Below are 12,423 nucleotides of genomic sequence, written 5' to 3' on the forward strand. Positions count from 1 at the left end.
CGATCCGCAGGGCCCGCGCAGATAGTATTTTCGTGTTGCGCTCAACAACGCGGGGGACGCGAGCTTGCCGGCAGAAAAGAATCGCACGATCCTGATGGTCGCCTACGGCTCGCTCCTGAGCGGCTACGGAATTCTCGCCGAGCGGCGCGGCGGCGGCAGCAAACTAATCGCGCGCGACGCCTTTCCGGTGACCCTGGCGAATGCGCGGCGCGGTCTCGCCAAACCCTCGAGCCACGGTCATTATCTGGCGATGGATCTGGAGCCGCTCGCGATAGGTCAGCCGTTGGTCGCGCGGGGCGGCGCCGCTGTCGACGGGATCGGGGTGCTCGGCCTCGAGTTCGATCGTGAGTGGGCGCCTAAGATCGCACGGCGCGAGGAATATTCGCCGGAAAAGTTCTGCGAGTTGATCGCGCTGGCCGATCACGCCGGCCAGCCTCTCGGTGAATACCTTTTCGCGCTCGCGGAGCGCACGCGTTTCGATTTGCTGGCCTATCGCACGGCTCTGCGCGAGCTCGTCGGATATACCTCGCCGGGCTATGTCTTCCATCCGATCCCGTTTCACGACGGCCGCGTCGGCGTCGCCGCGATCGGCTCCGGCTTTGAGGGCAGCGGCGATCCCGCGGTGCGCTCAAAGCGCAACGAATGCGGCATGGAGCGCTTGCTCTCGCTGCCTGAGGCCCTCGCCGTCAACCGGCCCAATCTGCAGCCCGAGTACGACGGCCAGGTCGGCTATTTCGTCGAGTGCATCCTCGGCGGCGTTCACGGCCTCGGGGTTGCCGATCTCGTCGCAGGACTCGACCCCTCCAGCCCGCTAGGTCTTGAGGTGAAGCGGCGGCTCGCCGCCGCAGTCGTGGACGAATGCGCGCGCTTCTGCTCTGCGACCTCGATGGACGAGGCGCGCTACCACACCGCCTTCGGTGGGCTGGCCGAGCCGCGCTTGCAGCCGTTCTTCGCCGCGGTGCCGGCATGACGACACCGATCGCATCGGGCTTCTCGATCGTCGTGACCAAGGAGAATCTGAAATTCTCGGCGGCCCACTTTATCGCCTACCCCGGTTTCCGCGAGCCCCTGCACGGCCATAACTATCAGGTCGGCGTGAAGGTCGAAGGCGCGCTCGGCGCGATGGGCTATGTGCTCGATTTCGGTCTGGTCAAGCGCTTGCTCAAGGAGATTGTTGATCGGCTCGATGAGCGGACGATTATCCCGGCCGATAGCGACTGCCTCCAAATCACGCAGGAAGAAAATCGCGTGCGGGTGCGTTACGAGCACGACGAGTTTGTCTTTCCCGCCGCCGACGTCGCCCTGCTCGCGATCGCGCATAGCTCGGCCGAGGAGCTGGCGCGCTTCCTGTGGCATGAGTTGTGTGCGGCCTTGCGCACTCGCGACGCAGTCGCGGGCGTGCTCGCACTCGAGGTCTCAGTGGCCGAGGGCCCCGGCCAAGCCGCACACTACCGCTGCGCCGTCACTCCCGACGACCGATCCCAATGACTGACCTCAAGACTGACGATCTGGAAACAGATAACGCCCATAACGAATCAAAATCGGGCTTGAGTGATTCTTAGGCTTGTCTAGTGTGTGGATAACGTGAAAAGATTTTGAGGCCCAACGGCTTAAAGTTACCGGAGCCTCGCGCACCGATGGCTGTAACCAACTTGCGAGAACTGACGCGCCACCCGCTGCCTGAACAGACGCTGATTGGCGCTCATCCCACGATCGTCAAGCTGCGCGCACTGCTCGAGAAGATCGCGGCCGCCGATGACGCCAACGTCCTCATCACCGGCGAGAGCGGCTGCGGCAAGGAGGTAGTCGCCAAGGCGATTCATGCGCTCTCAGTGCGGCGCGACCGCGCCTTCGTACCGGTCAATTGCGCCGCGATTCCGCACGAGCTGCTCGAATCCGAGATGTTCGGCCACGAGCGCGGCGCCTTTACCGGCGCCTCCGGAGCGCGTCAGGGACTCTTCACCACGGCCGACGGGGGCACCATCTTTCTCGACGAGATCGGCGAGATGCCGCTGCTGCTGCAGGCCAAGTTCCTGCGCGTGCTCGAAGACGGCGTCGTGCGTCCGGTGGGCTCGGATCGTTCGGCCAAAGTCGACGTCCGCGTGATCGCCGCAAGCAACGCCGACCTGCTCGCCGCCGTCAAGAAAGGCAGCTTCCGCGAGGACCTCTTCTACCGCGTCAACGTTCTGCCGATTGCCATCCCGCCCCTGCGCGAGCGCCGCTCCGATATTCCCCTCCTGATCGATCATTTTCTCGCCCGCCTGCGCGCGCGCCGCCCGGGCCACACCTGGCGCGTGACCGACGAGGCGATGGTCCATCTGTGGTCTTACGACTGGCCCGGCAACGTTCGCGAGCTTGAAAATATGGTCGAGCGCCTGGTCATCCTGTGCGAGGATTCGGTCATCGACCCGTCGATCTTGCCTGCCAACCTGTTAAACGGCAGTCGTCTGAACCCGCCGCCGGAGACGCCGGCGCTCGATGAGAAGGGCGTGAACCTCAACGCGATCGTGCGCGAGCTCGAAGGCCGCATGATCAACGAGGCGTTGAAGCAGAGCGCCGGCAACAAGCAGGCGGCGGCGCGTCTGCTGGGGCTCAAGCGCACCACCTTCGCGGCAAAACTGCGCCGCTGCGGCGTCCTAGTCCCTTCCAATTTGTATGGCCATGACGAAAGCTAAAGACACGATGGCGGAGCAACGGATTGCGCAAATCATGGTCGTCGATGACGACCCCGATACGGTTTCGATTCTTGCCCGCCATCTCCAGCGTGAAGGCTATACTGCGATCGAGGCCGGCTCGGGTCAGGATTGCCTCCGCCTGCTGCGCGACCGCACCGCCGACGTTATCCTGCTCGACCTCATGATGCCGGGGATGGACGGCTTCGACGTCTGCCGTGCGCTCAAAGGGAATCCCCGGACTGCGGAAATCCCGATCATCATGATTACCGCGCGCGACGACCTCGACGCCCGCGCCGAAGGGATGCGTCTGGGAGTTAGCGACTTTCTCGCCAAGCCGGTCTTTCGCCGCCAGCTCGCCAACCGTATCCGCGCACAACTCGAGGCGGTCGCCGCCGGCCGCGCCACCGAGGCCGCGCTCAGCCGCCTCAATCGCAGCCGTAACGGGGGCAAAAAGAAGTAGCCCCGACGTCCACCCTCGCCGACTATTGCTTGAGCTTTAATGCACCCGAAGGGCACGCCGCGATCGCGCCGCGCAAGCGACTCTCGTCAGCGGCCGCCGGCTCGATCACGAACTTGCCATTTTCGACCTTGAAGACTTCCGGCAGCGTCTTCACGCAATTGCCGGAGTGAATGCAGACCTTGCTGTCCCACGTCACTTCAAGCGCCATCGTTATGATCCTCCGCGGCCAGCTTCGCACAAAGTCTGACCCCGCCGCCAATCTTTGGCGGGCCGCGGCGCTCGCCTATGATACCTCAATCTAGCGATCTTTCTCGCGGCCGACGCGCCGCATGATCGAATCGACAGATTGGTTCAGCGCTTCACGCGACGACGTTCACTCCCCCGGGACCGCCGGCCGAAGCGCCGTTGTCCGCGGGCGGATTGGCAATGCTGGCGGAAGAGGCGGTGTTGGCGCTCACGCCCGGTATCGTCTCGAGTTGGCTGATGAGCGCGTCGATCCGCGTGACCCCGCTCGAATTTCCCGCCGCTCCCTGTGTCGCGGCGTGCGCTTGCAGAATCCCCAGAATGTTATTGCTGACGGCGCTGAGCGCCTTCTCGGCCGCCGAAATATTGCCCTTCTGTAGCGCCTGCCCGAGCGCCGTCAACGCCGGCCCCGGCGATCCGGAATTGACCGACCCCAGCAACTGCGAGAGTGAGCCGTAGGCCTGTTCCGCCGTAGCCACGTCGCCCGACTGCAGCGCCGAACTGATCGATTGCAGACTGTTCACCACCGCGCTGGCGGTGCTGTAGCCGTTAGCCACCGGAGGCTGGGTAATTTCCGGAACTGTGTGAAGCGATATAGCAGAGATTGCGGACATCGGTGGGCCCTCCAAAATCGTTTGGTTTCAGCCTATTCAGCAAGCGCTATGCCGATTCCGCGAAGCACCCGGCGCTTATGAAATCCGGTTCTCTTGGACCAGCCTTGGATACTCAAGGCTAATTTGCCTGATCTCGCCGCTTTGCGGCACTAGATTAAGGGCTGTCCCGTTCCGCGACGCCGACTGACACTGCCGTTGCAGTGTTGTAACGCCTTCTGGTGCAGGGTATCGGCCATGAATCCGATCTTCATTTTTTCACCGTCCGGACGCTCCGCCGCTCCGTTGACGCGGCTTCACGCCTCGCACGAACTTAGGCCACGCAGCCATGACGTCTCTAATCCACGGCCTCAGCCGTGAAGTTTCAGGATGCGTGCGGCGTTGCCCGAGTAAACCAATTCGCGCTCGGCGGGCTTGAGCCCGAGCCCGTCGATAAACTCGCTGGTCCAATCCATAAAGCGCGTGCTGCGGATAAAATAATCCGTGCCGAAGACGATGTGATCGATTCCGACCAGCTCGCGCGCGCACTCGAAAGCGCTCCGATTCCAGCCCAGCGCCGTATCCACGTAAAGCTTGCTTAAGTCTTCGCTCGGCCGCCGGCGCGGACGAGGATAGCCGGCGTAAAAGCCCGGCGCGTCGTAGGCGAGATCGATCCGGCGGGCCAGGTAAGGCAGGGTCCCGCCGAGATGAGCCAGCACCAGCACGACGTCGGGAAAGCGCTCGAATAGCCCGCCCGCCACCAAGCGGTGCGCTGCGAGCGTTGTGTCAAACGGGAACGACAACATCGTGGCCGGCTGCGCGTCGCGATAAACCGGCGAGATCGATGGATGCATAAACACGCAGACGCGCCGGCGGTTGACCTCTTCCCAGAACGGATAAAATTCCGCCTCGTCGAGATAGCGGCCGCCGACATTGGAGTTGATTAAGACGCCGACACAGCCGAGTTCATCGAGCGCCCGCGCCATCTCGGCCAGCGCTTGATCGATATCGTTAAAGGGCAGATGCGCAAAGGCCTTGAGCCGCTGAGGCTCGCGGCGGCACGATTCCGCCAGTGCGTCATTGACCATCCGGCAGAGCTCGGGTGCGTGTCTGTCAACGCGGTTGTAGATCGGCGGAGCGGAAAGAATCTGTACATCGATTCCTGCGCCATCGAGGTCCGCGAGCCTTGCGCCATGATCCCATGCCGGCAGCGGCGCGTTGCACCACAGCGCAATCAACTGTCCTTCGGCGTCGCGCTGCAACTCGAGGATTCCGGGATAGAGCCGCGCGAGCTCGGTGAAAAGCTTGGCGGGAAAGGCGTGGGCGTGGAAATCGATCTTCATACCGCAGCCCGCTTTAGACGCTCGTCACCATCCTGCTACCGGGCTATATGGCTATTTCGTCGGTTCAAAGAGCTTCAGTAGTGTTTCGAACGAGGCCGGCGGATGCTGCGCGACGCCGAGGTTGTGCGCGACGTGCGCCACCGTGCTCATCCCGGCCAGCGCGACGTTGACCCCGGGCGTCGAACGCACGAACTGGAGCGCGCGCTGCGCGTCGGAGTTCAGCCCCGTGAAGGTCTCCTCTAGAATTGCCGGCAGCCCGCGCGTGAGCTGCCCCTGCAGGAGCGAGGCGCTGGCGCAGACCCCGATACCCAGGATGTCGCTGGCGGCGAGCAGGCTGCCGTTCTTGCCGTCGGGCATCGGTTGGTTGCGCGCCGTCAACGCCTCGGTCATCGCGAGGTTGTAGGGCAGTTGCACGACGCGAAAATGATGACCCTCTCCGCCAACCTCGCGCGCAATCGCGGCCATGTCCGTCAGTGAAAGATAGCCGCGATCCTTTGGCGTCGCACGATAGCCGTTCCAGGTGGCCGCGCCGTAAACTCCGATACGGCCGTCGCGGACCGCGCCTTCAAGCGCCCTAAAGGCGTCCCTCAGGCGCGCGTTGAACTGCTCGCGACTAAGTGCGCTCAATTGGGCTTCCGGGTTATGCAGGTAATAGATATCGATCGTAGCGAGCCCAAGATTCCTGCGACTGGTTTCGATCATCGCGTCGAGATAGCGCGGCGTCATGCAGTGCGAGCCGTCGACGACGTCGCCCGCCCGGACAATCCCGGGCTTGATGAACTGCGCCTCGAACCAGGCGCGCGGATCGGCCGGCATGCCGCCATCGAACGCCAGGTAGCCGCCCTTGGTCGCGACGACAATCTCCTCTCGTCGCAGCTTGCCCGCGGCACAAAGCTCGGCCATCACCGCGCCGATCACGCGTTCACTACGCTGATCGCGATAGTTGACGGCCGTGTCGATCACATTGATGCCGCTGGTCAGGGCAGCGCGTAGAGCCTCGGCATAGGCCGCGTCCGTCGCCGCATCGCTCTGGCCCAGATAGGTGCCGAGCCCAATTGACGATACCGCCAGCCCGAGTAGCGGGCGGTAATTACCGTCGAGCGCGCTGAAACGCTGCGCGTAAGCGGCGGTACCCTCGGGTGTCGCACAACCGTTCATCATACCCCCACTTCTCGCAGCACCATCGCGGGTTAGCGCGATCGTGACCCGTGTCTACGTTAGCCGAATCAGATTTGAGCCGATAGCCGAGCAGCGCTTACTTGTTCGCCACGAAATCCAGCGAACTTATAGCAGGCTCGTACAGCACTTGGACAACGTTGCCGTCGAGGTCGCGAAGGTAGAACGAGACCGAGCCGTCGCGATGATGCGCCAGCGGCTTTACGATGTCGAGGCCGTGGGTCACCGCCCAGGCGAAACCCGCTTCGACTTCAGCAACCGAGGCGGCAATGAAGCCCAGATGATCGAGCGTCTGCGCCGCGGGGTCGCCGCGGGCACCGCGATGGAGCGCCAGGTTATCGCATCCGGAACTCATATAGACGTTATCGGCATCGGGCTGCCATACCAGGCGCATGCCGAAGACGCGCGCGTAGAATTCCCGCGCCCGCTCGACATCCGCCACCCGCAGAGCCAGATGGCGCAGTCCCCGATGTGAGATCATCGTGTGAACCTCTCCTTGAAACCGGGCTGAAGCGGGCTCATTACCGCCGATAACCGATCACCGCCCAAATCGGATCGGACGGCGCTCCTGGACGTTCGCTGCGATCGATTACCTCGATCTGCTCGAAGGCGCCGCTTTCTTCAAAGTAGCGTGTCACGACCGCGACCCGACCCGCACTGCCGGAAGCCTGCCAGAGCGCGACCGCTTTGGTCGGAAACATGCGGTTCGAGAAGCTCACGATGAAAGGCTTGCTCACGCGCAGCACCCGCCCAACTTCGGCGAATACTTCGATTGGCCGGGTAAGATACTGCACCGACACGGTTATCAGCGCCGCGTCGAAGGAACTATCCGCGAAGGGCAATCGCGGCTCCCGATTGACATCATGCACCACGATTTCACTTAACGCGGGATTGTCGCTCATCTCCTCGCGATTAAGCCCGAGGCCGACGACGCGCGCCGGCTTGAGCTCTTTCGGAATATGCGAGCGCCAACTGCTCATCAAATCGAGAATTTCACTGCCCGGCGCCACGCGGCTGACGAAAATTTCGCCGACCGCAGCGATGGCGCCGTCGTCGATATGGACCACCCGGCGCGGCGCGCGATAGAACTCCTCGTCGTCGGTCTCATCGACCCGGCGGAAAAAATTCGACTTGAGCAAATCGGCCATCGCGGCTCCTAAATCGAGTAATCAGACGGCGTTGACATCATTCCGCAGCCTTATCTAAAGTAAAACAGCTTTCCACTCCTGTTTATGGAGTCTCCGCTACTATCGCGGGGGCTCGTGGAAACCACAGAAAAAATTGCGCCGAGAAAAGACAAACTACGTTATTCAATCGGTGATGCACTCCCTCGACGTACTCGAACAGTTCTTCGGCGAGGTCGATGAGTTGGGCGTTACCGAACTCTCGAAACGGCTCAAGCTGCACAAAAACAACGTCTTCCGTTTGCTCGCGACGCTGGAAGCACGCGGCTATATCGAACAGAACAAATCCAGCGAGAATTATCGGCTCGGGATTAAGTGCCTGCATCTGGGACGCCGTTACATCCATCATATGGGCTTGGTGCGTCAGGCGCGACCGATTCTCGCTGACGTCGCCAGGCGCGCGCGGGAGAGCGCCTTCGTGGCGGTCGCGCGCCGCGAGGGCGTGGTGCCGCTCGAAGCCGCTGAGCCCGAGGATCGGATGGTGCGGACGACGCCGCCGATCGGACAGACCCTGCCCTTGCATTGCACCGCGATCGGCAAGGCCCACCTCGCTTTCGACCTCGACGAACAGTTCCGCGCGCTGCTGCCCGAAAACCTCGACCGCTACACGCCGCAAACGATCGTAGACCGCAGCGCGCTGCTCGCCCAACTGGAGGCAGTCGCGCGCGAAGGCTACTCGGTCGATCGCGGCGAATTCTTCGAGGATGTCACTTCGCTCGCGGTGCCGATTCGCGACTATACCCGCTCAGTAGTCGGCTCGTTGGCGGTGGTCGGTCCGTCATATCGGCTTGCGGGCGATCGGATCGGCGCGGAGCTGGCGCCGCTGGTGCTCGAAGCGGGCCGCGAGCTGTCGCATCGCCTCGGCTTCAACGAGTGACGCCGCGCGCGCTGGGCCTCTATCCTTCCGCCGGGCCAGCCCCTATATTTCACCATCGGAGCAATTAACTGTGAAGATTCTGGTTCCCGTCAAACGTGTCCCCGACCCGGCCACGACTATCCGCGTGATGCCCGACGGCTCGGGCATCGCGACCGATAATGTGAAATGGGTGATCAACCCGTTCGATGAAATCGCGATTGAGGAAGCGCTGCGCATCAAGGAAAAGCAGGGTGCCGGCGAGGTCGTGCTGATCTCGGTCGGCCAGCAGAGCTGGCAGGAGCAGTTGCGCACTGGTCTCGCGATGGGCGCCGATCGCGCCATCCTGGTGCGCGTGGACACCCCGCTCGATCCGCTGGCGATCGCGCGCGTAATCGCCAAGGTCGCCGAGAACGAGAAGCCTGAAGTCGTAATTATCGGCAAGCAGGCAATCGACGACGACTCGAATCAGGCCGGTCAGATGATCGCCGAGATGCTGGGCTGGCCGCAGGCGACCTTCGCCTCCAAGATCGAATTTGCGGACGAGAAATGCACGGTCGTGCGCGAGGCTGACGGCGGCCTCGAAACCATCGCCTTTCCGCTGCCCGCGGTGATCACGACCGATCTGCGACTTAACGAGCCGCGTTATGCGTCTTTGCCGGGGATCATGAAGGCGCGCAAGAAGCCGCTCAACGAAATCGCGGTCGATAGTCTCGGCGTGGACCTCGCGCCGAAACTCAAAATCAAAACGCTGACGGCGCCCGCCAAGCGTCAGGCGGGACGCAAACTCGGCTCGGTCGCCGAACTCGTCGCGGCCCTCCACACCGAAGCCAAAGTTATCTAGCCAAGCTTCTTAGGGATGTAAGGTTATTCAGCAATGGGTGATGTACTAGTTTTCGCCGAGCATAAGGGCGGCCACTTTCCCAAGACCACGCTGGTCGCGATCAATGCCGGGCTCGAGTTGGCGCGCAAGCGCGGCGGGGCCTGTATCGCCGTTGTGATCGGCGACAACTGCGACGCGCCGGCGGCGGAAATCGCCAAATACGGCGTGGGCAAGGTGATCGCGCTCGAAGACCCGCGCCTCGCCCATCATCTGGCCGACGCCGCCGCGCAGGCGCTCGCCGCGCTGGTCAAGAGCAGTGGCGCCGAGACCGTGCTCGCGACCGCAACCGCGATGGGCAAGGATCTGATGCCGCGTGTGGCCGCGCGTCTCAACGCCCCGATGGCCTCCGAGATCGTTACGATCAACGACGATGGCACGATGGTCCGTCCCATGTATGCGGGCAACGCGCTCGCCACGATCGAGCTCGACGGACCGGTGCGGGTGGTCAGCGTGCGCGGGACCGCCTTCGACGCGGCGGCGGCGCGCGACAACGTCGCACCGATCGAAAAGGTCAAGGCCGAACTCGACGCCGCCTCTCTCAAGATGGAGTTCGTCGGCTTCAACGAGATCAAGAGCGATCGTCCGCAGCTCACCGAGGCCAAGATCATCGTCTCGGGCGGTCGCGGGCTTAAGTCGGGCGAGAACTTCAAGACCGTGCTGGAACCGCTGGTCGATGAGCTCGGCGCCGCGATGGGCGCGAGTCGCGCCGCCGTCGATGCGGGCTTCGTGCCCAATGACCTCCAGGTCGGTCAGACCGGCAAGGTAGTCGCACCGGAGCTTTACGTCGCGGTGGGGATTTCCGGCGCGATTCAGCATCTCGCCGGCATGAAGGACTCCAAGACGATCGTCGCGATCAACAAGGACGAGGAAGCGCCTATTTTCAGCGTCGCCGACTTCGGCCTGGTCGCCGATCTCTTCAAGGCGGTCCCGGAGATGACCGAAGAGGTCAAAAAACTCAAGCACTGACCCCACCTTCCCACGCGCCCGACCTCATGAATGACAACGTCCTTTACGATTTCATAAGACATCGGCAGCCTCGGCGGCGATGCTATCGCTCCACCAGCGGCAGCTTCTTTCGCGCATCGTGTATCATGGCGGCCGCGTCAAGTTCGCCAGCTTCGATGCTAGGCTTGCGTTCAAACAGGCGAAATTTGGTAAATTCTACGGGACCTCCAGTTCCCACTAAGACGAGGCCTGCTGCCTTTCCCGGTATTAGAACCCCGACCATAGCTAAAGCCATAGGGATCATCAAGAATACGTATCTAGCAACGGTACTGATAAAGGCTTTACGGGTCGCTTCATTATAATCTTTCAGAAGCACCTGCAGCTCTTCGATTGCTTTGTTGTCACTGATGTCATTCTGGATTACGTCTTCCTGAAATGCATAAAAGGCTGCGCGCTTCCGACGAAAATCATCTTTCGCCACGAGATCGACCGCTCTTTTCAAGAGTTCATGCTCGGGATCACTCTCTGCTGGGGTCAGGAAATGGTACGCAATCACCCCAGCCAGTCCACGATGGCGGTCAGGATCAGCAGTCGCAGCTTCCTGCAGGTATCCGTCACCAGAACCATAAGCGGCCACTGTCCATGCTTTCGATACACCGAAGGGCAGTGGCGGCAGGAACTCATTCTTGATGAATTCTTTAGTGCCCAAGAACGGATCCTCGTAATAGGGCTGTTCCGGACTCCGGTGCTGTGTCGCCGATGCTGCGGCAGCACTCATTTGTTCTTAAATCGGTCACGTTTGGAGCGATCCCAAGGCACAGTAAACGCTAGGCCATCATTCGCGATGGTTTTTACGTTCAGGATGTCGAGGCATCGTTGTTGCCGCTCAGGTTTGAACTGTTGCCAGAATTTGTCTTCCGACCTGTCAGCGGGCGGGACAGGAATGATCAATCGATCGTAAAGCAGCACTTCACTCACGAAAGGAGCGTCGCTCATGTGGTCCCGTACCGAGAAAGTACCCCATCGCTCTATCATGTTAGGTCACCTTCCTTTTAAGATGCGCGGCTGCCGGTGCTGCTAAGGGCTCCGCCCTGGCGCGCTGCAAGAGTGTTGCCCCACGGGACCGTGACCCCTCCTGCCTCGCGGGTGTTTCCCAAAAAGGTTGCCACGCAACTTCAACAACCCTTTCCGGTTGTTACCCGGCGTTCGCTCCGTGGCAAGGGGTGCAGCAGGCTGCTGCACCCCTTAACATGAAGAAACGGAGAGGATTACTCCCCCGCGCGGAGGACAGCCTCCGCCAAACCTTCCTCCGTAACCGTCGAACGGGCGGACGGAAGCAGCTTCGCCAAGCCGCTTTAGGCGGCGAGAAACTCAACTACAGCAATAACGCCTTTGACGACCGTTACGATAGTTTGGACGTCTTGCATCAGGGCACTCAGCAGAGTAGCGGCATTCAGGGTAGCCGATACGTTGTAATACCACGTCCACCCAAGCCCGATGCTGGTATTCCAGTTAGCTTGAACGTTGCCGTTGATTCCGTTGGTCAACCAGTTCCAGTTGTTGTTAGAAAAGGGAATACCCGCACCTATCGTCCCTTGAGCAGTAAAAGTGTACGCCGTTTTGTCGTAACCCACTATCACAACGGCAACGGCCATAGTGTATGGAAGCCAGTTGCTATTGTTGTCCGCACCCGAGAAGCTGTAAGACCCATTTGGTTCTACAGTCAGACTTATTGTCCCTGCGATATTGCCTTGAAAAGGGCCGTTGATGTTGGTGGCGCAGTTAATATTGACCGGAGAGTTGCTTGGACTTACCTGGGAAAATGAAAACTGCTCCCACTGACCAACACTGGCCGCGTTAGTGTGAATGGGTTGAGTATTGGCGGGATCAGCTCCCCCCACATTACCACCGTTAGACGCAGTCACAAAAAAGGGTAAGTCTAAAGGACTTGACTACAGATTCCATTGCTGCTAATCTTGTTTCCATGATGACCCTACGGCAGTTGATGGAAACCTTCCCGACGAGCGACGCTTACAAGCAATTCCTGATGGATCGGCGCTGGCCCGACGGG

At 61.4% G+C, this 12,423-nt stretch carries 15 protein-coding genes; 7 read left to right on the plus strand and 8 right to left on the minus strand.

Annotated elements, in window-relative coordinates; genetic code table 11:
- The first annotated feature begins 64 nt into the window (after window positions 1-64).
- From VKS22_01410 to VKS22_01425, 4 genes are all read left to right on the plus strand, one after another.
- Window positions 65-970: a hypothetical protein gene (locus tag VKS22_01410; GenBank protein HLW69258.1), complete on the plus strand. Its 906-nt coding sequence runs from the start codon at window positions 65-67 to the stop codon at window positions 968-970.
- A complete protein-coding gene (locus VKS22_01415; protein ID HLW69259.1) occupies window positions 967-1,488 on the plus strand; it encodes a 6-carboxytetrahydropterin synthase in 522 nt (173 codons plus the stop codon). Before VKS22_01410 ends, VKS22_01415 begins: the two co-directional genes overlap by 4 nt.
- A gap of 149 nt (window positions 1,489-1,637) precedes the next feature.
- Window positions 1,638-2,675 carry a sigma-54 dependent transcriptional regulator gene (locus VKS22_01420; GenBank protein HLW69260.1) on the plus strand — a complete coding sequence of 346 codons (1,038 nt, stop codon included), beginning with the start codon at window positions 1,638-1,640 and terminating at the stop codon, window positions 2,673-2,675.
- A gap of 7 nt (window positions 2,676-2,682) precedes the next feature.
- Window positions 2,683-3,135, plus strand: a complete 453-nt coding sequence (locus VKS22_01425) for a response regulator (GenBank protein ID HLW69261.1) — start codon at window positions 2,683-2,685, stop codon at window positions 3,133-3,135.
- A 22-nt stretch (window positions 3,136-3,157) separates the two neighbouring features.
- On the opposite strand, the gene VKS22_01430 is transcribed toward VKS22_01425, so the two are convergent.
- The 6 genes from VKS22_01430 to VKS22_01455 form a co-directional block, all read right to left on the minus strand.
- Complete coding sequence (locus VKS22_01430) at window positions 3,158-3,343, minus strand: (4Fe-4S)-binding protein (protein HLW69262.1); 186 nt, start codon at window positions 3,341-3,343, stop codon at window positions 3,158-3,160.
- A gap of 151 nt (window positions 3,344-3,494) precedes the next feature.
- Entirely contained in the window at window positions 3,495-3,992 is a 498-nt protein-coding gene (locus VKS22_01435; GenBank protein HLW69263.1) for a hypothetical protein, read from the minus strand.
- Between the two features lie 347 nt (window positions 3,993-4,339).
- Window positions 4,340-5,311: an amidohydrolase family protein gene (locus VKS22_01440; GenBank protein HLW69264.1), complete on the minus strand. Its 972-nt coding sequence runs from the start codon at window positions 5,309-5,311 to the stop codon at window positions 4,340-4,342.
- A 51-nt stretch (window positions 5,312-5,362) separates the two neighbouring features.
- A complete protein-coding gene (locus VKS22_01445; GenBank protein HLW69265.1) occupies window positions 5,363-6,472 on the minus strand; it encodes an aldo/keto reductase in 1,110 nt (369 codons plus the stop codon).
- 94 nt (window positions 6,473-6,566) lie between these two features.
- Window positions 6,567-6,968 carry a VOC family protein gene (locus VKS22_01450; GenBank protein HLW69266.1) on the minus strand — a complete coding sequence of 134 codons (402 nt, stop codon included), beginning with the start codon at window positions 6,966-6,968 and terminating at the stop codon, window positions 6,567-6,569.
- A gap of 40 nt (window positions 6,969-7,008) precedes the next feature.
- The gene (locus tag VKS22_01455) at window positions 7,009-7,635 is read right to left on the minus strand and encodes a class I SAM-dependent methyltransferase (protein ID HLW69267.1); all 627 of its coding nucleotides are present in this window, start codon (window positions 7,633-7,635) and stop codon (window positions 7,009-7,011) included.
- A 172-nt stretch (window positions 7,636-7,807) separates the two neighbouring features.
- Here VKS22_01455 and VKS22_01460 point away from each other — a divergent pair, with 172 nt between their 5' ends.
- The 3 genes from VKS22_01460 (at window position 7,808) to VKS22_01470 (ending at window position 10,373) form a co-directional block, all read left to right on the plus strand.
- The gene (locus VKS22_01460; GenBank protein HLW69268.1) at window positions 7,808-8,548 is read left to right on the plus strand and encodes an IclR family transcriptional regulator; all 741 of its coding nucleotides are present in this window, start codon (window positions 7,808-7,810) and stop codon (window positions 8,546-8,548) included.
- Window positions 8,549-8,618: 70 nt separating this feature from the next.
- A complete protein-coding gene (locus VKS22_01465) occupies window positions 8,619-9,368 on the plus strand; it encodes an electron transfer flavoprotein subunit beta/FixA family protein (protein HLW69269.1) in 750 nt (249 codons plus the stop codon).
- A gap of 33 nt (window positions 9,369-9,401) precedes the next feature.
- Window positions 9,402-10,373, plus strand: a complete 972-nt coding sequence (locus VKS22_01470; protein HLW69270.1) for an FAD-binding protein — start codon at window positions 9,402-9,404, stop codon at window positions 10,371-10,373.
- A gap of 82 nt (window positions 10,374-10,455) precedes the next feature.
- On the opposite strand, the gene VKS22_01475 is transcribed toward VKS22_01470, so the two are convergent.
- Window positions 10,456-11,061, minus strand: coding sequence for a hypothetical protein (locus tag VKS22_01475; protein HLW69271.1), 606 nt, complete (start codon window positions 11,059-11,061; stop codon window positions 10,456-10,458).
- Between the two features lie 646 nt (window positions 11,062-11,707).
- Window positions 11,708-12,253: a hypothetical protein gene (locus tag VKS22_01480; GenBank protein HLW69272.1), complete on the minus strand. Its 546-nt coding sequence runs from the start codon at window positions 12,251-12,253 to the stop codon at window positions 11,708-11,710.
- Between the last annotated feature and the right edge of the window lie 170 nt (window positions 12,254-12,423).

Source organism: Candidatus Binataceae bacterium, assembly GCA_035308025.1.
Classification (GTDB): domain Bacteria; phylum Desulfobacterota; class Binatia; order Binatales; family Binataceae; genus JAJPHI01.